Source organism: Lysobacterales bacterium, assembly GCA_016703225.1.
Classification (GTDB): Bacteria; Pseudomonadota; Gammaproteobacteria; order Xanthomonadales; family Ahniellaceae; genus JADKHK01.
The window spans coordinates 571,686-596,539 of sequence record JADJCM010000001.1 but is presented as its reverse complement, the minus strand read 5'-3'; the positions used below and the strand labels follow the sequence as shown (position 1 = coordinate 596,539).

The window sequence follows — 24,854 nt, the reverse complement described above, 5'->3', positions numbered from 1 at the left end:
ATGGACACCCTGATTCGTGGCGGCACACTGATCGATGCCGAGCTGAGCGTGCGTGGTGACCTGCTGATCCGCGGTGGCGTGATCGCGGCGGTCGGTGAAAACCTGGAGGCGCCGAGCGGCGCGCAGGTGATCGATGCCGGTGGGCAACTCGTGATGCCGGGCGGGATCGATCCGCATACGCACATGGAGTTGCCGTTCATGGGCACGGTGACCTCCGAGGATTTCTACAGCGGCACCGCGGCAGGACTGGCCGGTGGCACCACCAGCATCATCGATTTCGTGATCCCGGCACCGAAGCAGTCGTTGATGGAAGCATTCCGGACCTGGCGCGGCTGGGCCGAGAAGGCAGCGTCCGACTACGCCTTCCACGTTGCCGTCACCTGGTGGGACGAGTCGGTGCACCGCGACATGGGCACGCTGGCGCAGGAACACGGCGTGTCCAGCTTCAAGCACTTCATGGCCTACAAGAACGCGATCATGTGCGACGACGAGGTGCTGGTGAACAGCTTCACCCGTTGCCTCGAACTCGGCGCGCTGCCGACCGTGCATGCCGAGAATGGCGAATTGGTGTTCCGCCTGCAGAAGCAGTTGCTGGCGCGCGGCATCACCGGTCCGGAAGGGCATCCGTTGTCGCGACCGCCGGCGGTCGAAGGCGAGGCCGCGAACCGCGCGATCCGCATCGCCGAAGTGCTCGGCGCACCGCTGTACATCGTGCACAACTCGGCACGGCAGTCGCTGGAGGCGATCACGCGCGCGCGCAACGAAGGCCAGCGCGTCTTCGGCGAAGTGCTGGCCGGACATCTGGTGATCGATGACTCGGTCTATCGCGATACCGATTTCACCCGCGCCGCCGCGCATGTGATGAGCCCGCCGTTCCGCGCCAAGGAACACCAGCGCGCGTTGTGGCAGGGTCTGCAGGCGGGCCATCTGCAGACGACGGCGACCGACCACTGCTGCTTCTGCGCCCCGCAGAAGGCCGCCGGCAAGGACGACTTCACCAAGATCCCCAACGGCTGCGGCGGCATCGAGGACCGCATGTCGGTGCTCTGGCACTACGGCGTGAACAGCGGCCGGCTGACACCAAACGAGTTCGTGAAGGTGACCAGCACCAACGCGGCGCAGATCTTCAACCTCTATCCGAAGAAGGGTTCGCTGCGCGTCGGCGCCGACGCCGACCTGGTGCTCTGGGACCCGAACGGCTCGCGCACGATCTCGGCGCAAACGCACCACCAGAACGTCGACTACAACATCTTCGAAGGCCGCACCGTGCAAGGCGTCGCCACCCACACCTTCACCCGCGGCCATCTCGCCTGGATCAACGGCGACCTGCGCGCCCGCCGCGGCTACGGCCGCTACCTGCCGCGGCCAACGAACGGGTCCTATTACGAGGCGGTGAGGAAGCGGAGCGGATAAGCGTGCAAGCCCGATCGGCTGCCCTGTCAACCGATCCGAAACTCCCGCGTTGTGGTGATTCGAAGCCGACCGCTGGCCACGGCGGTTTCCCCACTGACCACTATCGGAGAGACCGTCATGTTCAAGAAGACCCTGTTTGCACTGGCGCTTGGCGCCGTGTCGATGGCCGCCAGCGCCGGCCTGAGTTTCGAACGCAACACCACCATCCGCGACGACTGGAACGGCAGCGCCGTGATCGAGTCGGCTGGTGCGCTCGGACCGGAGAGCGGCAGCCGTATCGCCGAGGCAACGTTCACCAGCTTTCACCCGCGCGATGAAAACCGCTACGCCGACGGCACCATGACCCAGGAAGTCGCCCGCGACGGCGAACTCGTCACGGTCACCTACGACGGCCAGCTGGTGCTGTCGGGCAACCCCCCCAGCAGTACCGGGGGAGCCCCGCAGCAACTCACGATCGCCTTCGTCGACCTGAAAGTGGTTCGCAACGACGAGAGCGTGAATCTTTCCGGCAGCTTGGTCGTGAATGGCACCACCATCGATGCCGCCACCGCACCGGGACCGGTGCGCGCCGTGCTGCTCGGGCTGATCCGCTTCTTCCGCATCTGAGTGACGGGAATCGCGGCGGGACGCCGCTCTCAGGGCATCGAGTGAACGACGGCCTGCAGGGATGCGGGCCGTTTTCGCGTGCGACCCTACTCGAAGCCGTCGGCGAACAGGGTCGACGAGGTGGTCAGCGTCACTGCTCCCAACTGCACGCGGCCCTGTGGGTCGCGCGGGCTGCTCTGCAGCAGTAGCGGCGGGCGCGCGGGTGCGGTCGCGATCACGGCCGCGCGCAGCGCGTACGAGCCGGGCGCGAGCGCAGCCGGCAGCGTGCAGCTCGCGTTGAGTACCGCGCTGGGGCCGGGCAGGAGTGTGCGCAGGTCGTCGGCCAGGGCGCAGGTGGCCACCACGGTGGATCCGCCATCCAGAAGTTCCAGCCGCAGGCGGTAGTCATGGTAAAGCGGCGCCGAGCCGCTGTTGGCCAGGGTCAGTGCGATCGGCATGGCGCTGCCCACCGGCCAGGGGTCCGGCACTTCGACCCGATCCAGGTGCAACTGGTAACCGAGGCGCCGCTTGAGCGCGGCCATCGCTGCGCCGTTTCCGGCCTGTTCGTGCTTTCCGGCCGGGCCGAGGAAACTCAGGTGGTAAGCCGCGATCAGGTCTTCGATCACCGCCTGGCGCGTGACCCAGACGTCCTGCTGCGCTGGCAGCGGACTCTCGCCCGAGATCGGATTCACGCGCCAGTTGTCGCGCGCCTGTGGCGACTGGTGGGTGAGCGCGTACTCCAGGTTCCAGTCGCCGCTGTCGTCGCACAGCGGCAGCGGTGGGGCGTAGCGCGAGCAGGACGCGGTGAACGAGGGGAAGTAGTCCTCGTGGAAGCCGAAACCGCTGTCGCCGACGTCGATGCTGCGCGCATAGCGCGTCTGCAGCGGTGTCTGCGCGAACTGCTGCACGTAGGCGTCGCGCACCGCCAGTTTCACCGCATCGCCGGGTGCGAGTGCCTCGCAACCGCTCTGGTGCCACTCGCCCCAGAGTCCGAGCAGGCCGACCTGGATCGCGCTGATGCGCGCGTCGCCGTCGTAGCGGTCGGCGAGTGCGGCCACCAGCTGCGCCGCCTGGGTGGCAAAGTCGGGATCGTTCCAGTCGGGGGCTCGGCCCGGGCCGTCGCCGTCGCAGCTGGCGTAGTTGACGCCGGCGATCGACCAGGGCGGTTGTTCCAGGAACAGCGGGTAGTCGCGGGTGTTGCTGCCACCGGTGTAGTAGTGGTCGATGCCGCTGGCGCTGCCGTCGGGATAGTCGGCGACCAGGCGCAGCACGAAGGTCGCTGCGGGATCGGCGGCGACGATCGGGTCGATGTGGCGAGACTCGAACAGCGTCCAGTCGAACACCTGGTCGGCGCTCTCCACTTCGCGCCAGGGCACGTACGTGGTACAGGTGCGCGCCGTGGAAGTTGTCGACGCCGCCATCCTGGGCGAAGGTGGTGCCCCAGAGCAGGAAACCCTTGTGCGGGTTCGAGAGGTCGTCGGCGCTGCGCGGTGGCGTGAACACCGCGGCCGATGCGGCGGTGGCCGCGAACAGGGCGACAGTGGCAACCAGGGGAAGTGAGGCCATGGTGGGGTCCGGATCGCGGTGGCGCGATGCTAGCGGCAGGCGCGCACCCGAATCGTTTGGTCAGTCGCTGTTTCGCATTCGCCGCTACACTGCCCGCGCGAAGTCGGCCAGACCGTCGCGGTGCGCAAGCATCGAGGAAAGTCCGGGCTGCACAGGGCAGGGTGCCAGATAACGTCTGGGCGGCGAGAGCCGACGGAAAGTGCAACAGAGAACAAACCGCCGAACGGCATCGCAAGGTGTGCGTGGTAAGGGTGAAACGGTGCGGTAAGAGCGCACCGCGCGCGGGGCCAACGCCGCGTGGCACGGCAAACCCCATCCGCAGCAAGATCAAATAGGGGAACGATACGGCGGCCCGTCGTGTTCCCGGGTAGATCGCTTGAGGCGCGTGGTGACACGTTGCCCAGAGGAATGACGGTCCACGACAGGACCCGGCTTATCGGCCGGCTTCGCACTTGTCTTTCGTGGGTCCGACTTCAGTCGGACGCTCTCGCGAAGAGCGTCCAGCTGAAGCTGGACCCACAAGAGCTGGACCCACAAAGGTTGGCTCGCTATTTCGCGATCAGTACCAGCAGCGCGCGGCCTTGCAGGCCGTAGCTGGTCCACTCGCCACCGATCAGCGCTTCCGAGCCGGGCGACACGACCGTGTTCGCGCCTTCGTTCCAGGCAGACGTGTCGGTCACGCGATACCACTGCTTGCCGGCGCCGGGCCAGGGCAGGGTGAAATTCACCTGGCTCGACCAGCTGTTGTAGGCGACATAGATCGCGCTCGCCGGATCGCCGAACTCGCTGCCGTCGATGCGCCATGCGATCGCGTGGTTCGAGCTGCTGTTGAAATAGGCCGCATCGGCGACACCGCCATCGGGCTTGAACCAGCGCAGCTGCTCCATCACGTTGCCATTGCCATCGGCGGCCGAATAGAAGTTCAGCGGACGCAGGGCCGGGTGCGCCTTGCGGAACGCGATCAGGCGCTGGGTGTAGGTCTTGAAGTCCTGGTCCTGCGCGTCCAGCGTCCACAGCAGCCAGTTCGCGGCCGAGTCGAGGTTGTAGGTGTTGTTGTTGCCGAACTGGGTGCGCAGCATCTCGTCGCCACCGGTCAACATCGGCACGCCGGCTGAAAGCAGCTGGAAGGCCATGCCGGTGCGCGCTGCCTGGCGCTGCAGGCTGGCGACACCGCCCTGGTCCCAGCTGAGGTTGTGGTCTTCGCCACCGTCCGAAGGCCCATACGGCCAGGGCTGGTTGTTCTGCTTGCTGTTGTAGGCGTACAGATCGGCGAGCGTGAAGCCGTCGTGCGCAACCATGAAGTTGACCGAGTGCCATGGCTTGCGGCCGTCGTCGCCGTAAAGGTCGGAGGACCCGGCGAAGCGCGAGGCCAGCGTGCCCATCGTGACTGTCTCGAGCCCGAGCTGGTTCTGCTTCTTGCGCAGGTCGTCGCGGAACTTGCCGTTCCATTCGATCCAGCCGCTCGGGAAGCCGCCGACTTGGTACGAGTTGCCGCCGATCGCCCACGGTTCGGCGATCAGGTCGATGCCGCTGCCGCCGGCAGCAGCGCGCGGCGGCAGTTCGCGCACGATGCGATTGAGCGCGTTGTTCGCGTCCATCTTGGCGAAGTTGAAGCAGCCATGTTCGCAGCTGTTGCCGAGCACCGAGGCCAGGTCGAAACGAAAGCCGTCGACGCCGAGCGTGTCGCGCCAGTAGGCAAGCGAGTCGACGATCAGGTTCTGCGCGGTGCCGTTGCGCGTGTTGTAGTTGCCGCCGACGCCGGTGTTGTCCCAGGAATATTGTTTGTCGTTGGTCAGCGAGTAGTAGGTCGGATTGTCGAGACCGCGCCAGGACAGCAGGTTGTAGACGGTGAGTCCGTCGCTGCCGCCCCAGGCACCGCCTTCGCCGGTGTGGTTGTACACGACGTCGATGTAGACCTTGATGCCGACATCGTGGAAGGCCTTGACCATCGCCCGCCATTCGCGCGTCGGGCCGCCGGCGCTCTTGTCGGACGCGTAGCGGCGATCCGGCGCGAAGTAGTTCAGGGTCATGTAGCCCCAGTAGTTGTCGCCGCTGTCCGAGTTCGGGTCGACGTCGTTGGTCGCGTTCTGGGTTTCCTGCACCGGCAGGAATTCGACCGCGGTGATGCCGAGACTGGCGAGGTAGGCGGCCTTGGTCGCCGCACCGGCATAGGTGCCGCGCAGGTTCGCCGCGACCGCGGTGTCGTTCATGGTCAGCCCGCGCGCATGCACTTCGTAGACGATGTCGTCCTTGAACGCGCGTGTCGGTTTGCTGCCGATGGAACCGCTGGCGGCGGCGAGCACGATGCCCTTCGGTGCGCAGGTGCCGCTGTCCTTGTGGCGATGGCTGGCACCACTCGCATAGACGGTGCCGTCGAGGCAGGTTGGCGTGTTCGGGTCCTGGCTGATCTCGCGCGCGTACGGGTCGAGCAGGAGCTTGTTCGGATTGAAGCGATTGCCATTCGCATCGACATCGCTGAGGAAGCCGATGCTGCTGCCCTTGCTCCAGCTGCTGTGGTACGGCCAGTTCGGGCCCCAGGCGCGGAAGCCGTAGTAGACCGTGCCGGTCACGCCATAACTGTTGCGCAGGGTCGCGACGCTGACCGTCTTCGACCAGACATTCGTTGTGGCGTTTTTCTTCATCACGTAACGCACGACTTGTTGTGCACCCGCCGGCGTCTTGTAGATCCACAGCTCGATGCGAGTGGCGCGCGACGAGAACACCTTGAAGTCGATGTTGGCCGCGGTCGCGTCGTACTTCGCGCCGAGTTGCAGCGTGTTGATCGCGGATTGCGCCGGAAACACGGCGCACAGCAGGACCAGCATGGCCAGCGCCAGGCGGCGCGCCATTCGGATGGACGTGAACATCGGGCTACTCCCTCCCCAGGGACGGCGCATGACATGACGGAAACCGCGGGCGCCGGTGTCTCGCCGGTCGCGTTGCGGGCGGAACCGACTATAGGCGGCGATCATCCGCCTGCACCGACTTGGTCACAGACTGCAAACGTATTCATCCGACGCCGGATCTTGCTGCGACGCAGCGAATCCTTTGCGCCGGAAGTGCCTGGCAAAGCTCCCAAAAAATCCCGTCCACAGTTCTTGACGCGCTCCAGTCGCGGGTCTAAGGTGGGTTCCCGTGAGAAAAACGGGAATTCCGTGGGTTTTTGTGGGGATCTATGTTCCAGGGCGAGACCGCCATCACCATCGACGACAAGGGCCGGATGTCCATTCCGACGGCCCATCGCGAGCTGATTGCGTCCCAGTGCGGGAATCGCTTGGTCTTTACCTACAACCCGTTCGAGCAGGGTTGCCTGTGGCTGCTGCCGGTGCGCGACTGGGAAAAGGTCCGCGACGAAGTGAACAGCCTGACGCGCACCGTGGCTGCGCACCGCAACCTGCAGCTGAAGCTGGTCGGTGCCGCCTGTCACGTCGATGTCGACGGCAACGGCCGGGTGCTGGTGCCGGCGAGCCAGCGCACGGCGACCGGGCTCGGCAAGAACGCCGTGCTGCTCGGCATGGGATCGAAATTCGAGTTGTGGGCGGAAGAAGCGCACCCGCGCCAGATCGCGATGACGATCGGCGAGAGCGCGGTCACCCCCGAGATGTCGAAGTTGAGCTTGTGAGCGGCGGCGCGCGTAAACGCGACGTCGGAAAGCAGGAAGGGCAGATGGGCGTGCACGTGCCGGTATTGCGGGACGAAACGCTCGCGGCGCTCGCGATCCGGCCGGACGGGGTTTACCTCGACGGCACCTTCGGGCGCGGTGGGCATGCGGGCGAGATCCTCTCGCGCCTCGGTCCGGACGGCCGTCTGCTGGTGATGGACAAGGATCCGGACGCAATCCGGGTCGCGGCCGATTGGGCTGCGCGTGATGCCCGTGTCGCATATCGGCACGACAGCTTCGCGACGCTGGCCGAGTGGGACGCGACCGCGGCTGGACTCGACGGCGTGTTGCTCGACCTGGGCGTGTCCTCGCCACAGCTCGACGAACCCGAGCGTGGATTCAGCTTCATGCAGGACGGTCCGCTCGACATGCGCATGGACTCCAGCCGGGGTGAAAGCGCAGCCGAGTGGATCGCGCGGGCGGGTGAGCGCGAGATCGCCGACGTGTTGTTCACGTACGGAGAGGAGAAGCAGAGCCGGCGCATCGCCAAGTTCATCGTGGCGGCGCGGGCCGAGGCTCCGATCACGCGGACCGCGCAACTCGCCGCGGTGGTGGCGAAGGCGCTCGGTGGTGGCGGCTGGATGGCCAAGCACCCGGCGACGCGCACCTTCCAGGCGTTGCGCATCGCGGTGAATCGCGAGCTGGAAGACATCGAGGCGGGGCTGGAAGGCGCCGCGCAGAGATTGAAGGCGGGTGGGCGACTGGCGGTGATCAGTTTCCATTCGCTCGAAGACCGCATCGTCAAGCGCTTCATGCGTGGCGATGCCGAAAGAGTGCCGGTGCGACGCGGCTTGCCGCCCGCTCCGGAAGCTGCATTGCGTTTCCGTGTGATCGGCAAGTCCGTGAGCGCGGGTGAGGCAGAGCAGTCCGCAAACCCGCGCTCGCGCAGTGCGGTGTTGCGGGTGGCGGAGCGGGTGCGATGAGCGCCCGTGCTGCTTTGATCGTGATGTTGCTGGTTGCCTGTGTGGCCAGCGCCATCAGCGTCGTGCACGCCCGGCAGCAAAGCCGGCGCGCGTTCATCGAGCTCTCGAAGCTCGAGAGCGAGCGCGACGAATTGAATACGGAGTTTGGGCGACTGCAGCTCGAGCAGGCGACCTGGACCGACACAAATCGACTCGAGCAGATCGCCCGCGGGCAACTGGGCATGGTGTTTCCAGGACCTGCGGAAACCGTGGTGATCAGAAACTGAGGAAGCAGTGGCTGTGAGGGGGAAGCAATCTCACGCCAACACCCGGCAGGGCTTGCAACTGCCGGTGTGCCGCCGTGGCACGTCGTTCGCGACGGGCACGGGTCGCCGTGCGTACCGGGAAACGGGACGCGCGCGCTTGCTGTCGTCCGCCGTCCGCGCAGCGGGAGGCGCCGATGCGTAACGTGCGCCCGGCCACGGTGATGCCCCGTCTGCGCCTGACCTTCGTGCTGGTCGCGCTCGGTCTGTCGGCGTTCGCGCTGGTGGCGCGCGCGTTCCAGATGCAGGTGCTGAAGCGCGAGTTCTACCAGGACCAGGGTGACGCGCGTTTCCTGCGCGACATCGAGGTGCCGGCCTCGCGCGGCATGATCACGGACCGCTTTGGCGAGCCGCTGGCGATCTCGACGCCGATGATCTCGCTGTGGCTGCACCCGGAAACCCTGCTCGAAGATCCGGCGCGCGTGGCGCAGTTGGCGCAGGCAATGCACGCGGACGCGCGCGAACTGGGCGCGCGCATCCACGAGCGGCGCGCGCGCGAGTTCATGTATCTGGCGCGCCATCTGCCACCGGACCAGGCCGAGGCGGTGCTGGCGCTCAAGATTCCCGGCGTGCACGGTCAGCGCGAATATCGCCGCTTCTATCCGGGCGGAGAAGTGTTCGCGCACGTGCTCGGCGTCACCGATGTCGACGACGCCGGCCAGGAAGGCCTCGAACTCGCCTACAACGCACAGCTGCTCGGCACGCCGGGCGTGAAGCGCGTAATCAAGAATCGTCGTGGCGAGATCGTCGAGAACGTCGAAGAGATTCGCGCCGCCGAACCCGGCCGCATGCTCGCGACCAGCCTCGACCGCCGCATCCAGTACCTCGCCTATCGCGAACTGAAGGCGGCGATGTTCGAGCACTCGGCGAGCAGCGGTTCGATGGTCGTGCTCGACATCCAGAGTGGCGACGTGCTGGCGATGGTGAACTACCCGTCGTTCAATCCCAATGCGCGCAGCAACGGCGACATCGCTGCGCGGCGCAACCGTGCCGTCACCGACCTGTTCGAGCCCGGCTCGGTGGTCAAGGCGTTCACCGTCGCGGCCGGGCTCGAAAGCGGCAAGTTCAAGCCGGACACCATCATCGACACCTACCCCGGAACCTTGCAGGTGCGCAACCACGTGGTGCGCGACATCCGCAACTTCGGCCAGATCGACCTCGGCGGCCTGCTGATGAAATCGAGCAATGTCGGCGCGACCAAGATCGCGCTGGAGCTCGACAACGACCACCTCTACGACGTCTTCCACCGTTTCGGTTTCGGCACATTGACCGGGAGCGGTTTTCCGGGTGAATCCACCGGCACCTTGCCCGATCCGGGAGGTTGGGGTCAGGTCGAGAAGGCAACGCTTTCCTACGGCTACGGACTCTCGGTGAACGCGCTGCAGATGGCCCAGGCCTATGCCGCACTCGCCGACGGCGGCCGCCTTCATACGCCGCGCTTCGTGCGTGACCAGCCGACCATCGAGCCGCGCTCGCTGCTCGATCCGGGCATTGCCGAGGATGTCCTGCGGATGCTCGAGACGGTGACTGGCCCGGGTGGCAGCGCAGTCAAGGCGGCGGTGCCGAACTATCGTGTCGCCGGCAAGACCGGTACCGCGCGGCGTGCCGTCGCCGGCGGCTACGACAGTCGTTACGTGAGTGTTTTCGCCGGCGTGATCCCGGTGTTCAGGCCGCGCCTGGCCGCGGTAGTGGTGGTGAATGATCCGCGCGGTGGGGCCTATTACGGTGGCCTGGTTGCGGCGCCGGTGTTCGGTCGGGTGATGGACGACGCGATGCGCCTGTTGAACATCGCCCCCGACCATCTGCAGCCGCAGCTGATCGCCGCCGATGTGCCGACGCCGGCGCAGTTCGCGGAAGGGGTGATGCCATGAGCATGCGCCTGTCCGCCCTGTTGCGCGACATGATGGAGATCGCTCCGGGGCTCGACCGCGAGATCCGCGAGCTGTCGCTGGATTCGAAATCCATCACCCCGGGCTGCGCCTTCGTCGCATTGCGCGGCACGCAGCGCCACGGCATCGAGTTCGCGGCCGAAGCGGTCGCCCGCGGCGCCGCGATCGTGCTCGCCGAAGCGCCCTTGCCGGACATCGTGCAACTCGACGTGCCGGTGGTGGTGATCAACGAATTGCGCACTCGCCTTGGTGCAATCGCACGCCGCTTCCATGACGGCGCGGCGGCAGACCTGCGCCTGATCGGCGTCACCGGCACCAACGGCAAGACCTCGAGCGTGCAGATGATCGCGCAGGCGCTAAGCGCCGCCGGTGAGAGCTGCGGCACCATTGGCACGCTCGGCACGGGCTTGTACGGCCGCATTACCGCCGGCGAACGCACCACGCCGGATGTGCTCGCCGTGCATGCGGCAATCGCCGCGATGCATCGTGAAGGCGCCCGCTCGATCGCGATGGAGGTGACCTCGCATGCGCTCGCCCAGGGCCGTGTCGATGGTCTCGACTTCGAGATCGCGGTGTTCACCAACCTGACGCGCGATCATCTCGATTACCACGGCAGCATGGCAGCGTACGGCGCCGCAAAAGCGAAGCTGTTCGCCTGGCCGTCGCTGCGTGCGGCAGTGGTCAATGTCGACGACGCGTTTGGTGCCACTCTGGCGGATCGGATTCGCGCTGGCGTGCGCGTGATCCGTACCGGCTGCAGTCGCCAGGACGTCGAAGTCCATGCCAGCGACGTGCATGCCGATGCCAGTGGCTTGCGCTTCACCTTGTGGATCGAGGCCGAGCGGCTTGCCGTCGCGACCCGAATGATCGGTCGTTTCAATGTCGCGAACCTGCTTGGAGTTGCCGGCGTGCTGCATGCGCGCGGCTGGCCGGCATCGCGCATCGCGAAGGCGCTGTCGCAGCTTGATCCCGTGCCCGGGCGCATGAGTCGTCTTGGTGGTGACGGTCAAAGGCCGCTGGTCGTCGTCGACTACGCGCACACGCCCGATGCACTCGACAAGGCGATGTCGACGTTGCGCGAGCACGCCGCCGCACGCTTGCTCGTGGTGTTCGGTTGCGGCGGTGAGCGCGACGCTGGCAAGCGCCCGCAGATGGCGGCGCTGGCCGAACAGAAGGCGGATGTGGTGATCGTCACCGACGACAATCCGCGTCGCGAGGATGGCAATGCCATCGTCGCTGACATCCGCAAGGGCTTCGTCCTACCCGAGGCAGTGCGCTTCGAGCGCGACCGCGCCAAGGCGATCGCGCTCGCCCTCTCCATGGCCGCGGCCAACGATGTCGTGCTGATCGCCGGCAAGGGCCACGAGCCCTACCAGGAGATCGACGGCATGAAGCATCCGTTCGACGACCTGCAGGTCGCGGCCGGGTTGCTGAAGGAGGTCGCATGATCCGGATGCACCTGTCCGAACTCGCCCAGGCCATCGGCGCGCGCCTGCACGGCAGCGACCGGGAATTCAGCGGCGTGGCCAGCGACTCGCGCAAGCTCGAGGCCGGCCAGTTGTTCGTGGCGCTGCGCGGCGAACGTGTCGACGGCCATGACTATGTCGCCGACGTGGCTGCGCGCGCGGCAGCCGCTGCCGTGGTCGAGCGCATGCTCGACACGAGCCTGCCGCAGCTGGTGGTCGCCCATGCCGAGCAGGCGCTGGGCGAGATCGCGCGTGTCTGGCGATCGCGTTGCCGCGCTCGCGTGATCGGCATCACCGGCTCGAACGGCAAGACCACGTTGAAGACGCTGACGCATTCGATCCTGGCACGTGCTGGCCGATGCCATGTCAATCCCGGCAATCTCAACAACGAGATCGGCCTGCCGCTGTCGCTGTGTGCGCTCGATGCGCAGGCCGAGTTTGCCGTCTGCGAGATGGGTGCCGGGAAACCCGGCGACATCGCCTATCTGGCGCGCATCGCCGCGCCGCAGGTCGGCATCGTCAACAATGTCGGAGCGGCGCATCTGGAGCGCATGGGCAGCATGCGCGACGTTGCCGAGACCAAGGGTGCGCTGTATGCCGCCCTGCCTTCGGATGGCATCGCCGTGATCAATGGCGAAGATGCGTTCGCCGACTGCTTCCGCAGTCTGGCCGGCAAGCGCGCGCAGATCAGTTTCGCGCTCGACCGCGCCGCCGACGTGCGCGGTCAGATCCTGACCAGCGAGGCGTCTTCGCAGCGCCTGGTCATCGACAGCATGGCCGGAAGTCTGAGCATCACCCTGCCGCTGCCGGGACGCCACAACGCGATGAACGCGCTGGCGGCCACTGCGCTCGCGCTGACCACGGGGGCATCGCTCGACCACGTCCGTCTCGGCCTCGAGACCGCGACTGCGATCAGCGGTCGCCTGGTGCGCAAGCCGCTCGCGAACGGGGCCCTGTTGATCGACGACAGCTACAACGCCAATCCGGCGTCGATGCGCGCCGCGATCGACACCCTGCGCGCGCAGCCGGCACCACGCTGGCTGGTGATCGGCGACATGAAGGAGCTCGGGCCGGAGGCACCGAGCCTGCATCGCGGTGTCGGTGCCTATGCGCGCGAACGCGGCATCGAGCGCTTGTATGCGGTCGGCGCACTGTCGCGCCATGCCTGTGACGGTTACGGCGCAGGTGCACATCATTTCGAGTACCAGCAGGACCTGATCGAGGCGCTGCGCATCGATCTCGTGGCCGGTGTGACCGTGTTGACCAAGGGCTCGCGTTCGTCCGCGATGGACCGCGTCGCGAACGCACTTCTCCCACCCGCGACTGGAGGCAGTCATGCTGCTTGAGCTGTTCCAGCTGCTGAAACCCTACTTCAGCGGCTTCAACCTGTTCGGGTACCTGACGCTGCGCGCGATCCTCGCGGCAATTACCGCGCTCGTGGTTTCGCTGATCATCGGCCCGCCGATGATCCGCAAGCTCGCCGCGTACAAGGTCGGCCAGACCATCCGCGACGACGGCCCGCAGTCGCACTTCTCCAAGGCCGGCACGCCCACCATGGGCGGAACCTTGATCCTGTTCGCAGTCGCCAGCGCCACGCTGTTGTGGGCCGACCTGCGCAACCGCTACATCTGGATCCTGCTGTTCGTGCTGGTCAGCTTCGGCCTGATCGGTTTCATCGACGATTACAAGAAGCTGGTGCTGAAGGACAGCCGCGGCCTGATCGCGCGCTACAAGTACGCGCTGCAATCACTGTTCGGTCTGGCTGCGGCGCTGTGGTTGTACTGGACCGCCGATGTGCCGGCGGCAACCACGCTGTACCTGCCGATCTTGAAGGACTTCGCGCTGCCGCTCGGCTTCGGTTTCGTGGTGATCGCCTACTTCTGGATGGTCGGGTTCTCGAATGCGGTGAACCTGACCGATGGCCTGGACGGGCTCGCGATCATGCCGACGGTGCTGGTTTCGGCCGGGCTCGGCGTGTTTGCCTACGTGTCGGGTCATGCCGTGTTCGCCGACTACCTCGGTATTCCGTCGATCCCGGGCGCCGGCGAAATCGCGATCTTCTGTGCTGCGCTCGGTGGTGCCGGACTCGGCTTCCTGTGGTTCAACACCTATCCGGCACAGGTGTTCATGGGCGACGTCGGCGCGCTCTCGGTCGGTGCCGTGCTCGGCGCGGTTGCGGTGATCACGCGCCAGGAACTGGTGCTGGTGCTGATGGGCGGCATCTTCGTGATCGAGACGCTGTCGGTGATGCTCCAGGTCGCCTCGTTCAAGCTCACCGGCAAGCGCGTCTTCCGCATGGCACCCATCCACCACCATTTCGAGCTCAAGGGGTGGCCGGAGCCGCGCGTGATCGTGCGCTTCTGGATCATCTCGGTCGTGCTCGTGCTGCTCGGTCTCGCGACCCTGAAGGTGCGCTGAGCCATGCGCTTCCTGACCACGCCACTGCAAGCGCTGCGCCGCGACGAGATCCCCGGTTGCTACGACCGCGGTCTGTTCGCCGCCGCGGTGGCGCTGGCCTTGTTCGGCGTGGTGATGGTGGCGTCGAGCTCGGTGGCGATCGGCGAGAGCGAGGGCGGCTCGGCCTACCACTACCTGTCCAAGCACCTCGCCTATCTGGCCATGGGTTGCGTGCTCGGCGCCGGTTTCGCGCTGACGCCGCTGGCGCTGATCGAGCGCCACGCGCGCCTGTTCTTGCTGCTCTCGCTGGCCTTGTTGCTGGCGGTGTTCCTGCCCGGCTTCGGCGTGCGCGTGAATGGTGCCAAGCGCTGGCTGCGCTTCGGGCTGGCCAATTTCCAGGCGGTCGAGGCGGTGAAGCTGTTCGTCATCATCTGGCTGGCGAGCTATCTGGTGCGCTTCCGTGGCGAAGTGCAGCATGCGTTTCGCGGCACCTTCAAACCGCTGGTGATCGCCGCGGTCATCGTGCTGCTGCTGCTGCAGCAACCAGACTTCGGTAGTGCTTCGCTGTTGCTGGCGATCGTGCTCGGCATGATCTGGCTCGGCGGCGCGCGCGCGCGCGACCTGTTCGGGCTCGCCGCCAGCGCCACTCCGGTGATGGCCTGGGCCGCGCTCAGCGAGTCCTATCGCGTGAAGCGCCTGACTTCGTTTCTGGATCCATGGAAGGATCCGTTCAATGATGGCTTCCAGCTGACCCAGGCGCTGATCGCGATCGGTCGCGGCGAGTGGTTCGGAGTCGGACTCGGCGGCTCGATCCAGAAGCTCTTCTACCTGCCGGAGGCGCACACCGATTTCATCCTGGCGGTGATCGCCGAAGAGCTCGGTCTGCTTGGCGTGTGCCTGGTGATCGGCATGTTCGCGTTCCTGTGCGGGCGCCTGTTCCTGCTCGGGCGGCGCGCCGAGGAGCGCGGGCTCGGCTTCGCCGCTTACGTCGCCTACGGTATCGCGATCTGGCTGTCGGTACAGGCGACGGTTTCGATCGGCGTGAACCTGGGGCTGTTGCCGACCAAAGGCCTGACGCTGCCGCTGATCAGCTCGGGTGGCTCCAGCCTGTTGATGACCTGTGCCGCCATCGGTGTGGCCTTGCGCATCAGCTACGAACTGACCCGGCACGAAGCCGTGAGTGCGGTGACGCCGGCTGCGGGAGGGCGCGATGACGACTGAGCGGCCGGTGTTGAGCATGGCCGGTGGCACCGGCGGGCACAGTGTCCCCGGTCTGGCAGTGGCGCGCGCGCGGGCTGCGCTGGCGGTGCCGGTGGTGTGGCTCGGTTCCGCGCATGGACTCGAAAACCAGTTGGTGCCGAAGGCCGGAATCACGCTCGAAACACTGCGCATCAGCGCACTGCGCGGCAAGGGTGCGCTCGCGCTGCTGGCGGCGCCGTGGCGACTGCTGCGTGCCGTTGCGGACGCGATCGGCGTACTGCGTCGGCATCAGCCACGCGCGGTGATCAGCTTCGGCGGCTTTGCTGCCGGACCGGGTGGCTTGGCGGCGAGGCTGACGCGCCGGCCGCTGCTGGTGCACGAACAGAACCGATTGCCTGGGCTGACCAACAAGGTGCTGGCGAAACTCGCGCGACGCGTGTTGTGTGGCTTCGCCGATGCACTGCCGGGTGGGACTTGGGTGGGCAACCCGGTGCGCGACGAGATCGCGGCGCTGCCGGCGCCGGCACAGCGCTTCGCCGGGCGCAGCGAATTGCATGTGCTGGTGCTCGGCGGGTCGCAGGGCGCGCGCGCGTTGAACCGAAGTCTGCCGCTTGCGTTCGCGCAGCTCGCCGACCTCGACATCACGCTACGTCACCAATGCGGCGCGCGCATGCTCGACGACGCGCGTGCGGCGTATGCCGAAGCTGGCGTGAACGCAAGCGTCGAAGCCTTCATCGACGACATGGCGCAGGCCTATGCCGAGGCCGACCTGGTGATTGCGCGGGCGGGTGCGTTGACTCTGGCCGAACTGTGCGCCGCCGGCATCGGCTCGATCCTGATCCCGTATCCGCACGCAGTCGACGATCACCAGAGCGCGAATGCGCGGGTGTTGGTCGAAGCCGGCGCTGCGCAGCTGATTGCGGAGTCGCAGCTCGACGCTGGCGACCTCGCGGCGCGCATCCGTGCACTGGCCGTGGATGCCGGCAAGCGTCTGGCGATGGCCGAGGCAGCGCGCGCGCTGGCGAAGCCGGACGCCGATCGCGTCGTCGCGCAACATTGCCTGGAGGCATCGCCATGACCCTGCGCCGCATCGGCACACGCCCCGACCTGATGCAGGTGTATCGACGTGTGCATTTCGTCGGTATCGGTGGCACCGGTATGTGCGGCATCGCTGAAGTGCTGCACAACCTCGGCTTCGAGGTCAGCGGGTCGGACCTGGGCGACAACGCAACCACGCGGCGTCTTGCGGGGCTCGGCATTCGCGTCGAGCGCGGGCATGCAAGCGAGCACCTCGGCGACGCCGACGCGATGGTCGTGTCCGGTGCCATCAAGGCCGACAACCCGGAGCTGATGGCCGCGCGCGCGCGCCGCATCCCAGTGGTGCCGCGCGCCGAGATGCTCGGCGAGTTGATGCGCTTCCGGCAGGGCATCGCGGTGGCCGGTACCCACGGCAAGACCACGACGACCAGCCTGATCGCGAGCGTGCTCGCCGAAGGTGGGCTGGACCCGACCTTCGTGATTGGCGGCCTGCTCAACTCGGCCGGCACCAATGCCCGGCTCGGCAGCGGCAAGTACCTGGTTGCGGAAGCCGACGAGTCTGATGGCTCGTTCCTGCTGCTCAGTCCGATGCTCGCGGTGATTACCAACATCGACGCCGACCATCTCGAGAACTACGGCGGCGACTTCAATCGCGTCAAGAAAGCCTTCGCCGATTTCCTGCATCGCCTGCCGTTCTACGGCCTGGCAATCCTGTGCCTGGACGATCCGGAAGTGGCGGCGCTGGCCGAACAAACGCCGCGCAATGTGATGCGCTACGGCGAGCATCCCGATGCCGACGTGCGCGCGAGCAATATCCGCGCCGGCGCCGGGCGCATGCACTTCGACCTGTGGTTGCCCGAGCGCGAAGCGCCGGTTGCGGTCGAACTTGCGCTGTCCGGCAAGCACAACGTGTTGAACGCGCTCGCGGCCGCAGCGATTGGCTGGGAACTCGGTGTCGAGGACGCGGCGATCGTGCGCGCGCTGGCGAAGTTCCGCGGCGTCGGCCGCCGCTTCCATGTGCACGGCGAACTCGACATCGCGCAGGGCAAGGCGCTTGTGGTGGACGACTATGGGCACCATCCGCGCGAACTCGCGGCAATCATCGAGGCGGCCCGCGGTGGTTGGCCGCAGCGGCGCCTGGTGATGGCGTTCCAGCCGCATCGCTACACGCGCACGCGCGACTTGCTCGACGAGTTTGCCGAGGTGCTGTCCAGCGTCGATGTGCTGGTGCTGACCGAGGTCTATCCGGCCGGGGAAGCGCCGATCGCTGGCGCCGACGGCAAGTCGCTGGCGCGCGCGGTGCGTGCGCGCGGGCGCGTCGACCCGGTGCTGGTCAAGTCCGCGCGTAACCTGCCGGCGACGCTGGCGCCGCTGTTGCGCGACGGCGATTTCGTGCTGCTCGCCGGCGCGGGCGACATCGGCGTGGTGGCGCACGACATCGGGGCGCGTGGACATCTGAAGGAAGCAGGCGCATGAACATTACCGATCCCCGTGCATTCGGGCGCGTCGCCGTGGTGATGGGCGGCGATTCCGCCGAGCGCGAGGTTTCGATGCGATCGGGCGCGGGCGTCTTGAACGCCTTGCGCGCGAAAGGCGTCGATGCGCATCCGATCGACGGCATCCCCGCCCTGCTCGACGCCTTGCGCGCCGGGCACTTCGCGCGCGTGTTCAACATCCTGCACGGGCGCGGCGGGGAGGACGGCGTGCTGCAGGGGGCGCTCGACGCTTTGCGCGTGCCGTATACCGGATCGGGCGTGCTCGGCTCCGCGCTGGGCATGGACAAGATCCGCACCAAGCAGGTGTGGCAGACGCTGGGCCTGCCGACGGCGAAATACGCGGTGATCGACTCCTTGCACCCGCGCTCGGCGCAGTCGATCGTCGATGAACTCGGTCTGCCCCTGATCGTGAAGCCGTCGCACGAGGGCTCGACCGTCGGGATCGCGCGTGCCTTCACTCTGGCGGAACTCGAAGCCGGTATCGAGGCCGCGCGCAAGTTCGACGGCGACCTTCTGGTCGAGCAGCTCATCGAGGGCGACGAGTTCACGGTTTCGATCCTCGAGCGCCAGGTGCTGCCTTCGATCCGCATCGTTCCGGCGAAGGGCTTCTACGACTACGCCGCGAAGTACGTGACCGCCGACACCCAGTACATCTGCCCGGGCATCGAGCCGGTGGCCGAGGCCGAGATGCAGCGCCTCGCCCTGATTGCGTTCGATGCGGTCGGCTGTTCGGGCTGGGGTCGCATCGACTTCATGCGTGACCGCGACGGACACAACTATTTGTTGGAAGTGAATACCGCTCCGGGCATGACCGAGCGCTCGCTGGTGCCGAAGGCCGCGGCCCAGGTCGGCATCGACTACCCGACCCTGTGCTGGCGCATCCTCGAAACTTCGTTCATCGGTGGCGACGCATGAGCCCGCGTCTCGCCCGCATTGCCGCATGGATGCTGGCGCTGGCGCTGGTGGCGACGCCGATCGTCGCTGCGCTCAACGGTTGGCTCGCCAATGAGCGCTGGCCGATCCGGCGCATGAAGGTCTACGGCAGCTTCGTGCAGGTCGACGAGGAGGCGGTGCGCGCCGCGGTGGCGCCGGCTGCGCGCGCCGGATTCTTCGCGGTTGATCTTGCTGAAGTGAAGTCGGCGGTGGAAGCGCTGCCGTGGGTGGCGCGCGCCGAGGTGCGCAAGCTGTGGCCGGACCGCATCGACATCGATGTGCGTGAGCGCGTCGCGCTTGCGTTCTGGGGCGACGACCGTCTGCTCGGTGAACGTGGCGAGGTGTTTGCGGCAGATCGGTCGCGGGTGCCAGCCGACTTGCCGCGCCTGGAAGGTCCCGACCTGCGCGCCGCCGAAATCTGGCAGCAGTTCACGCTGGCGCGGGAGGGGCTGGCGCAGATCGGCATCGCCATCGGCTCGGCCCGCGTCAATGGCCGCGGCGCCTGGTCGCTGCGTGCGGTCGATGGTGCAGAGTTCGTGCTCGGGCGCGAGCAGACGCGGCCGCGGCTGGGCCGCTTCATCGCGGCGCTTGCGCGTTTGCCGGCGAGTGAGCGCAGTCGCATCGAACGCGCTGATCTGCGCTTCGCCAATGGTTTTGCCGTGGTCTGGCGAGCGCCACCGGTGGCGCCAGCGGAACCCGGGTCCGGGCCGGCGGCTGTGCCGGCAGCGGACGACGCCACAAGGAGTTTGCATGAACCGCAAGTCTGACAAGGCGCTGCTGGTCGGCCTCGATATCGGCACCTCCAAGGTCTCGGCAATCGTCGGCGAATACTCGTCAGGCGAAGGCGTCGAAGTGATCGGCATCGGCACGGCCACCTCCAAGGGTCTGAAGCGCGGCGTAGTGGTCGACATCGAGTCGACGGTGCAGTCGATCCAGCGGGCGATCGAGGAAGCCGAGCTGATGGCCGGCTGCGAAATCCGCTCGGTGTTTGCGTCGATCTCCGGAAGCCATATCCGCTCGCTCAACTCGCAGGGCGTGGTCGCGATCCGCAATCAGGAAGTGATCGACGACGACGTCGAGCGCGTGCTCGACGCTGCGCGTGCGGTCGCGATTCCCGCCGACCAGCGCATCCTGCACGTGCAGGCCCAGGAATACGTGCTGGACGAACAAGAGGGCATCCGTCACCCGGTGGGCATGATCGGCGTGCGTCTGGAGGCACGCGTGCACGTCATCACCGGGGCGCAGTCGGCGGCGCAGAACATGAGCAAGTGCGTGTCCCGTGCCGGGCTCAAGGTTGATGATCTGATTCCTTCGCAGCTGGCCTCGGCGCAGTCGGTGCTGACCCAGGACGAGCGCGATCTCGGCGTGTGCCTGGTCGACATCGGCGCCGGTACCACCGACATCGCCGTGTACACCCAGAGCGCGATGCGTCACACCGCTTCGCTCGGCATCGCTGGCGACCAGGTGACCAACGACATCGCGTTCGCATTCCGCACGCCAACGCCTTTCGCCGAGGAGATCAAGGTCAAGTACGCCTGCGCGCTGGCGCGCCTGGCGCGGCCCGAGGAAACCATCGAAGTGGCGATGGTCGGCGATCGCGCGCCGCGACGCCTGCAGCGGCAGTTGCTCGCCGACGTGGTGCAGAAGCGCTACGAGGAAATCTTCGAAATGGTGCAAGCGGAGCTGCGTCGATCCGGGCTCGAAGAGCTGGTTGCAGCCGGCATTGTGCTCACCGGCGGCGGCGCCCGCATGGAAGGCATCGTCGAGCTGGCCGAGGAGTTGTTTCACATGCCAGTGCGCGTTGGCGTGCCGCAGTACGTCAGCGGGCTCGGCGACGTCATCAACAACCCGGTGCATGCCACCGGTGTCGGGCTGCTGTTGGCCGGCAGCCGGCATCCGTCATTGCGCGCGCATCAGAGCCCGGCCGGTGAGGCCGTGGGTTCGCTTTGGGGCAAGTTGCGCAAGTGGGTTTCGGGAGAGTTCTAGCGATCAGTCCGCTGCGCACGGCGCGGCGGCATGGGAATTCCGCGAACAGCGGAAACGGAGCCGGACGGCGATCCGGTCACAACGAAGAAGCAGCAACACTGGAGGTAGGGAAATGTTTGAATTCGTCGAAACACCAGCGCCGAACGCCGTGATCAAGGTCATCGGCATCGGAGGCGGCGGCGGCAACGCAGTCGCACACATGGTCAACGCCGGGGTCGAGGGCGTTGACTTCATCTGCGCCAACACCGACGCGCAGGCCTTGCGTCACTGTCCGGCCAAGACCACGCTGCAACTCGGTGGCAATGTCACCAAGGGTCTGGGCGCAGGAGCCAACCCCGAGGTCGGCAAACAGGCCGCCATGGAGGATCGCGAACGCATCCGCGAACTGCTCACCGGCGCCGACATGGCCTTCATCACCTGCGGCATGGGTGGCGGAACCGGCACCGGCGCAGCGCCGGTCGTCGCGCAGTTGGCGAAGGAGATGGGCATCCTCACCGTGGCCGTGGTGACCAAGCCGTTCCCGTTCGAGGGGCGCAAGCGCCAGCAGATCGCACTCGCCGGCATCGACGCCCTGTCGCAGTACGTCGATTCGCTGATCACCATCCCGAACGAAAAACTGCTTTCGGTGCTTGGCCGCGAGACCTCGCTGCTGAGTGCGTTCAAGTCGGCCAATGACGTGCTGCTCGGCGCGGTGCAGGGCATTGCCGATCTGATCACACGGCCTGGACTGATCAACGTCGACTTCGCCGACGTGCGCACGGTCATGTCCGAGATGGGTATGGCGATGATGGGCACCGGCGTTGCCCGTGGTGATGACCGCGCGACGGCTGCGGCTGAGTTCGCGGTCAACAACAAGCTGCTGGAAGACATCAATCTGTCGGGCGCTTGCGGCATCCTGGTCAATGTCACCGCCGGCATGGACCTGACCATGCACGAGTTCGACGAGATCGGACGCACGATCTCCGAGTTCGCGGCTGAAGACGCGACCGTAGTCATGGGCACCGTGCTTGACCCGGACATGCGCGACGAAATCCGCGTGACCGTGGTCGCGACCGGTTTGAACCGTGCGCAGCCGGTACGCATGGCGACCCCGGCGGTTGTGGCGGCGCAGCCGCGCGTTGCGATCGTGCGTTCGCGACCCGGCGAACCCGATTTCGGCCATCCGCTGAACCGTGCGGTGCCGACCATGGGTGGACGCACGACGGCGGCGGCGGCCCAAGCGTCTTCGCCGGCGCCAACCGAGTCGGCGAGGGCGCCGGTGGATGACTACCTGGATATCCCGGCCTTCCTGCGTCGCCAGGCCGACTGAGGGATCGCTGCGGCGGCCGGTCCGCCGCAACGGGATCCTGCCTCCACCCCCGGCTGTCGCCGCAGCCGGGCGGTCTTGCATCCCGTTCGCGGCGGGCCAGGCTGTTGCGGAAACGCAACAAACTGGTGTCTTTTTGCTGGCGCCCCGGTTCCATGGGCGGAAAACGTCATGCTAAGGTTGCCGAAATAAGTCGTCCCTTGGACGAGGCTCTTTGGCGCATGATCAAGCAACGCACACTCAAGAACGTCATCCGCGCCACTGGCGTCGGCATCCATACCGGACAAAAGGTCTATCTGACCTTGCGGCCGGCCGCCCCGGATGCCGGCATCGTCTTCCGCCGCGTCGATTTGGCCGAACCCATCGAGATCAAGGCCTGCGCCGAGAATGTCGGTGCGACCGCGATGTCGACCACGTTGGTGCGCGACAGCATCCGCATTTCGACGGTGGAGCATCTGCTCTCGGCGATGGCGGGCCTCGGAATCGACAACGCCTATGTGGATGTCAGTGCGCCCGAAGTGCCGATTATGGACGGCAGCGCCGGGCCCTTCGTGTTCCTGCTGCAGTCTGCCGGAATCGAAGAGCAAAACGTCGCCAAGCGGTTCATTCGCATCAAGAAGTCGGTGACGGTACGAGACGGCGACAAGTGGGCCCGCTTTGATCCGTTTGACGGCTTCAAGGTCGGTTTTACCATTGATTTTGACCACCCGATCTTCACCCGCAAGACCTCGTCGGCGGAGATCGATTTTTCGACTACCTCCTTCGTCAAGGAAGTCAGCCGCGCCCGTACTTTCGGCTTCATGCGCGACATCGAAATGCTGCGCGAGCGCAATCTGGTGCTCGGTGGCAGCATGGACAACGCCGTGGTGCTCGACGACTACCGCGTGCTGAACGAAGATGGCCTGCGTTACGAAGACGAGTTCGTCAAACACAAGATCCTCGACGCGATCGGCGACCTGTACCTGCTCGGACACAGCCTGATCGGCGCGTTCTACGGCTACAAGTCGGGCCACCAGTTGAATAACCAGCTGTTGCGCACCCTGGTTGCGGACAGCAAAGCGTGGGAGGAGATCACGTTCACCGATTCGGCGGACGCTCCGATCTCCTATGCCCATCCGGCGCAGGCGATCTGATCCGGTTCTGAGACATTTGTATCGGTCGCCAAGCGCGGCCCGCCGGAAAATCGGCGCTGGAAACATTATTCGGCAAGGGATGCCAAACGCGACAGCAGTTCCCGCAATTCGGGGTCGGTTGTCGCGGCTGCCGCAGCATTGAGGTGCTTCGCGGCAGCCGGGGAAAGCGGTTTCGAGGGTGTCTCCGACGGAACGGGGAGCTCCGGCACCGTTTTCACCACCAGTTGGGTCAGTGGTTCGGGCCAGAATGCTGCCGCAGACGCGAGCAATCGCGACTGTTCGGCGCGCAGTCTTGCCGCCACCGCCGGCTGGCCGGTGACCAGCACCAGCACGCCCGAACGCACATTGGCGACGCAAAACCACGTCGCCCAGGGTTCGGAGAGCTGGCGACGCAATCCGGAATCGAGCCGACGCAAGAGTGCGGCGCGCTCGATCAGCGAATGCAACGAGGGCGAACGTGCCTGACGCGATGCGTCGACGGCATGGACGAGGGGATTGCGTCGCGTGTCCGGGGGCATGGCCATACCGACAGAGTAAACGAATGAACATCATCATTGTCGCCAAACCGGATGCCGGAACCCGCGTGTTCAGTCTGTCGGACCGGCGCGTGCGCGCTGCAGTCGGCATCACGCTGGCCGCGCTGTTCCTCAGCCTGGTCGCGCTCGGCGCATGGTTCGGGGCGGCCTTCCTGGGCCCGAGCCGGCTGCGCGACCAACTCAGCGGCACGCGCAACGAACTCGCGGCGCAACAGGGTGAAGTGGAGCGACTCACTGGTGTCGTTTCGCGCGACATGAACGCACTCGCATTGCGGCTCGGTCGCATCCAGGCGGAAACCACGCGACTCAACGCCCTCGGCGGTCGTCTGGCCAAGCTCGGCAAACTCGACGACGGCGAATTCAACTTCGGTTCTGACCCTGATCTCGGTGGCCCCGAGGGCGGCGGGTTGCTGGCTGCCGTCGCGCCGAACCAGATTTCCACTGCGATTGGTCGTCTGGAACGCCAACTCGCCTCGCAGTCCCGCCAACTCAGCGTGCTCGAGGAGCTACTGGCCGACCGCGAACTCGACGCCAGCCTGATGCCTTCGGGTACGCCGGTGCGATCCGGGTACATCTCCTCGCGTTATGGCTACCGTGCCGACCCGATTTCGGGCGCGGCCGATTTCCACTCCGGCATCGACTTCGACGGCGACTACGGCACCGAGATCCTCGCCGTTGGTTCCGGAGTGGTGTCGTTCTCCGGAGTCAAGCCCGGCTATGGCAATACCGTCGAGATCGATCACGGCAACGGCTACGTGACGCGCTACGCGCACAATTCCAAGAACCTGGTCGCGGTGGGTGATCCGGTGCGCGACGGCGACGTGATCGGCAAGGTCGGCTCTACCGGCCGGTCGACCGGAACGCATGTACACTTCGAGGTCTGGCGCGACGGTCGCGTCATCAATCCGAACGAGTTCGTGCGCGAGCCGGGTTGAGCGCGCTTGTAATCGTCGCGACCGACCCCAAACGTGAAGATCTCGTGGGGCCGCCTGCCCGGGCGGCTTCGTCGTTTCCGGATTCCATA

General features: G+C 66.4%; 21 protein-coding genes and 1 other RNA gene. 19 read left to right on the top strand and 3 right to left on the bottom strand.

Going from position 1 to position 24,854, the window contains the following annotated elements:
* Window positions 1–1,413 carry a dihydropyrimidinase gene (gene hydA / locus IPG63_02515; GenBank protein ID MBK6726125.1) on the top strand — a complete coding sequence of 471 codons (1,413 nt, stop codon included), beginning with the start codon at window positions 1–3 and terminating at the stop codon, window positions 1,411–1,413.
* Window positions 1,414–1,530: 117 nt separating this feature from the next.
* Window positions 1,531–2,019: a hypothetical protein gene (locus IPG63_02510; GenBank protein ID MBK6726124.1), complete on the top strand. Its 489-nt coding sequence runs from the start codon at window positions 1,531–1,533 to the stop codon at window positions 2,017–2,019.
* Window positions 2,020–2,105: 86 nt separating this feature from the next.
* Here the strand turns inward: IPG63_02510 and IPG63_02505 are convergent, their stop codons facing one another.
* Window positions 2,106–3,374 (bottom strand): DUF4832 domain-containing protein, encoded by a 1,269-nt coding sequence (locus IPG63_02505; protein ID MBK6726123.1) that lies wholly within the window; start codon window positions 3,372–3,374, stop codon window positions 2,106–2,108.
* 289 nt (window positions 3,375–3,663) lie between these two features.
* On the opposite strand from IPG63_02505, the gene rnpB reads away from it, so the two are divergent.
* An RNA gene (gene rnpB / locus IPG63_02500) (RNase P RNA component class A) lies at window positions 3,664–4,016 on the top strand.
* Between the two features lie 96 nt (window positions 4,017–4,112).
* Here rnpB and IPG63_02495 read toward each other — a convergent pair.
* Window positions 4,113–6,431: a glycogen-debranching protein gene (locus IPG63_02495; protein ID MBK6726122.1), complete on the bottom strand. Its 2,319-nt coding sequence runs from the start codon at window positions 6,429–6,431 to the stop codon at window positions 4,113–4,115.
* 308 nt (window positions 6,432–6,739) lie between these two features.
* On the opposite strand from IPG63_02495, the gene mraZ reads away from it, so the two are divergent.
* From mraZ to IPG63_02420, 15 genes are all read left to right on the top strand, one after another.
* On the top strand, window positions 6,740–7,186 hold the full coding sequence (mraZ, locus tag IPG63_02490; protein ID MBK6726121.1) for a division/cell wall cluster transcriptional repressor MraZ: 447 nt from the start codon (window positions 6,740–6,742) through the stop codon (window positions 7,184–7,186).
* A gap of 44 nt (window positions 7,187–7,230) precedes the next feature.
* Window positions 7,231–8,148: a 16S rRNA (cytosine(1402)-N(4))-methyltransferase RsmH gene (gene rsmH, locus IPG63_02485; GenBank protein MBK6726120.1), complete on the top strand. Its 918-nt coding sequence runs from the start codon at window positions 7,231–7,233 to the stop codon at window positions 8,146–8,148.
* Between the two features lie 23 nt (window positions 8,149–8,171).
* Window positions 8,172–8,414 (top strand): cell division protein FtsL, encoded by a 243-nt coding sequence (gene ftsL, locus IPG63_02480; GenBank protein MBK6726119.1) that lies wholly within the window; start codon window positions 8,172–8,174, stop codon window positions 8,412–8,414.
* Between the two features lie 173 nt (window positions 8,415–8,587).
* On the top strand, window positions 8,588–10,321 hold the full coding sequence (locus tag IPG63_02475; protein ID MBK6726118.1) for a penicillin-binding protein 2: 1,734 nt from the start codon (window positions 8,588–8,590) through the stop codon (window positions 10,319–10,321).
* 2 nt (window positions 10,322–10,323) lie between these two features.
* Window positions 10,324–11,787: a UDP-N-acetylmuramoyl-L-alanyl-D-glutamate--2,6-diaminopimelate ligase gene (locus IPG63_02470; GenBank protein MBK6726117.1), complete on the top strand. Its 1,464-nt coding sequence runs from the start codon at window positions 10,324–10,326 to the stop codon at window positions 11,785–11,787.
* Window positions 11,784–13,151 carry a UDP-N-acetylmuramoyl-tripeptide--D-alanyl-D-alanine ligase gene (locus IPG63_02465; protein ID MBK6726116.1) on the top strand — a complete coding sequence of 456 codons (1,368 nt, stop codon included), beginning with the start codon at window positions 11,784–11,786 and terminating at the stop codon, window positions 13,149–13,151. The genes IPG63_02470 and IPG63_02465 overlap by 4 nt, the downstream gene beginning before the upstream one ends.
* Window positions 13,141–14,223: a phospho-N-acetylmuramoyl-pentapeptide-transferase gene (locus tag IPG63_02460; GenBank protein ID MBK6726115.1), complete on the top strand. Its 1,083-nt coding sequence runs from the start codon at window positions 13,141–13,143 to the stop codon at window positions 14,221–14,223. Before IPG63_02465 ends, IPG63_02460 begins: the two co-directional genes overlap by 11 nt.
* A gap of 3 nt (window positions 14,224–14,226) precedes the next feature.
* A complete protein-coding gene (gene ftsW, locus IPG63_02455) occupies window positions 14,227–15,423 on the top strand; it encodes a putative lipid II flippase FtsW (GenBank protein MBK6726114.1) in 1,197 nt (398 codons plus the stop codon).
* Window positions 15,413–16,480, top strand: a complete 1,068-nt coding sequence (murG, locus tag IPG63_02450) for an undecaprenyldiphospho-muramoylpentapeptide beta-N-acetylglucosaminyltransferase (protein ID MBK6726113.1) — start codon at window positions 15,413–15,415, stop codon at window positions 16,478–16,480. The genes ftsW and murG overlap by 11 nt, the downstream gene beginning before the upstream one ends.
* Window positions 16,477–17,916 (top strand): UDP-N-acetylmuramate--L-alanine ligase, encoded by a 1,440-nt coding sequence (locus IPG63_02445; protein MBK6726112.1) that lies wholly within the window; start codon window positions 16,477–16,479, stop codon window positions 17,914–17,916. Before murG ends, IPG63_02445 begins: the two co-directional genes overlap by 4 nt.
* Window positions 17,913–18,851, top strand: coding sequence for a D-alanine--D-alanine ligase (locus IPG63_02440; protein MBK6726111.1), 939 nt, complete (start codon window positions 17,913–17,915; stop codon window positions 18,849–18,851). The genes IPG63_02445 and IPG63_02440 overlap by 4 nt, the downstream gene beginning before the upstream one ends.
* Entirely contained in the window at window positions 18,848–19,636 is a 789-nt protein-coding gene (locus IPG63_02435; GenBank protein MBK6726110.1) for an FtsQ-type POTRA domain-containing protein, read from the top strand. Before IPG63_02440 ends, IPG63_02435 begins: the two co-directional genes overlap by 4 nt.
* Complete coding sequence (gene ftsA / locus IPG63_02430; GenBank protein MBK6726109.1) at window positions 19,620–20,855, top strand: cell division protein FtsA; 1,236 nt, start codon at window positions 19,620–19,622, stop codon at window positions 20,853–20,855. Before IPG63_02435 ends, ftsA begins: the two co-directional genes overlap by 17 nt.
* Window positions 20,856–20,967: 112 nt before the next feature.
* Window positions 20,968–22,164 (top strand): cell division protein FtsZ, encoded by a 1,197-nt coding sequence (gene ftsZ / locus IPG63_02425; protein MBK6726108.1) that lies wholly within the window; start codon window positions 20,968–20,970, stop codon window positions 22,162–22,164.
* Window positions 22,165–22,382: 218 nt separating this feature from the next.
* Window positions 22,383–23,294 carry a UDP-3-O-acyl-N-acetylglucosamine deacetylase gene (locus tag IPG63_02420; protein MBK6726107.1) on the top strand — a complete coding sequence of 304 codons (912 nt, stop codon included), beginning with the start codon at window positions 22,383–22,385 and terminating at the stop codon, window positions 23,292–23,294.
* A 65-nt stretch (window positions 23,295–23,359) separates the two neighbouring features.
* On the opposite strand, the gene IPG63_02415 is transcribed toward IPG63_02420, so the two are convergent.
* Complete coding sequence (locus IPG63_02415) at window positions 23,360–23,812, bottom strand: DUF721 domain-containing protein (protein ID MBK6726106.1); 453 nt, start codon at window positions 23,810–23,812, stop codon at window positions 23,360–23,362.
* A gap of 23 nt (window positions 23,813–23,835) precedes the next feature.
* Here IPG63_02415 and IPG63_02410 point away from each other — a divergent pair, with 23 nt between their 5' ends.
* On the top strand, window positions 23,836–24,765 hold the full coding sequence (locus tag IPG63_02410) for a M23 family metallopeptidase (GenBank protein ID MBK6726105.1): 930 nt from the start codon (window positions 23,836–23,838) through the stop codon (window positions 24,763–24,765).
* Window positions 24,766–24,854: the final 89 nt, after the last annotated feature.

Bases quoted from the DNA above. Each gene is read 5' to 3' on its own strand.
- hydA (MBK6726125.1), top strand. From the start codon at position 1: ATGGACACCCTGATTCGTGGCGGCACACTGATCGATGCCGAGCTGAGC.
- IPG63_02510 (MBK6726124.1), top strand. From the start codon at position 1,531: ATGTTCAAGAAGACCCTGTTTGCACTGGCGCTTGGCGCCGTGTCGATG.
- IPG63_02495 (MBK6726122.1), bottom strand. From the start codon at position 6,431: ATGTTCACGTCCATCCGAATGGCGCGCCGCCTGGCGCTGGCCATGCTG.
- mraZ (MBK6726121.1), top strand. From the start codon at position 6,740: ATGTTCCAGGGCGAGACCGCCATCACCATCGACGACAAGGGCCGGATG.
- rsmH (MBK6726120.1), top strand. From the start codon at position 7,231: ATGGGCGTGCACGTGCCGGTATTGCGGGACGAAACGCTCGCGGCGCTC.
- ftsL (MBK6726119.1), top strand. From the start codon at position 8,172: ATGTTGCTGGTTGCCTGTGTGGCCAGCGCCATCAGCGTCGTGCACGCC.
- IPG63_02475 (MBK6726118.1), top strand. From the start codon at position 8,588: ATGCGTAACGTGCGCCCGGCCACGGTGATGCCCCGTCTGCGCCTGACC.
- IPG63_02470 (MBK6726117.1), top strand. From the start codon at position 10,324: ATGCGCCTGTCCGCCCTGTTGCGCGACATGATGGAGATCGCTCCGGGG.
- IPG63_02465 (MBK6726116.1), top strand. From the start codon at position 11,784: ATGATCCGGATGCACCTGTCCGAACTCGCCCAGGCCATCGGCGCGCGC.
- IPG63_02460 (MBK6726115.1), top strand. From the start codon at position 13,141: ATGCTGCTTGAGCTGTTCCAGCTGCTGAAACCCTACTTCAGCGGCTTC.
- ftsW (MBK6726114.1), top strand. From the start codon at position 14,227: ATGCGCTTCCTGACCACGCCACTGCAAGCGCTGCGCCGCGACGAGATC.
- murG (MBK6726113.1), top strand. From the start codon at position 15,413: ATGACGACTGAGCGGCCGGTGTTGAGCATGGCCGGTGGCACCGGCGGG.
- IPG63_02445 (MBK6726112.1), top strand. From the start codon at position 16,477: ATGACCCTGCGCCGCATCGGCACACGCCCCGACCTGATGCAGGTGTAT.
- IPG63_02440 (MBK6726111.1), top strand. From the start codon at position 17,913: ATGAACATTACCGATCCCCGTGCATTCGGGCGCGTCGCCGTGGTGATG.
- IPG63_02435 (MBK6726110.1), top strand. From the start codon at position 18,848: ATGAGCCCGCGTCTCGCCCGCATTGCCGCATGGATGCTGGCGCTGGCG.
- ftsA (MBK6726109.1), top strand. From the start codon at position 19,620: ATGAACCGCAAGTCTGACAAGGCGCTGCTGGTCGGCCTCGATATCGGC.
- ftsZ (MBK6726108.1), top strand. From the start codon at position 20,968: ATGTTTGAATTCGTCGAAACACCAGCGCCGAACGCCGTGATCAAGGTC.
- IPG63_02420 (MBK6726107.1), top strand. From the start codon at position 22,383: ATGATCAAGCAACGCACACTCAAGAACGTCATCCGCGCCACTGGCGTC.
- IPG63_02415 (MBK6726106.1), bottom strand. From the start codon at position 23,812: ATGCCCCCGGACACGCGACGCAATCCCCTCGTCCATGCCGTCGACGCA.
- IPG63_02410 (MBK6726105.1), top strand. From the start codon at position 23,836: ATGAACATCATCATTGTCGCCAAACCGGATGCCGGAACCCGCGTGTTC.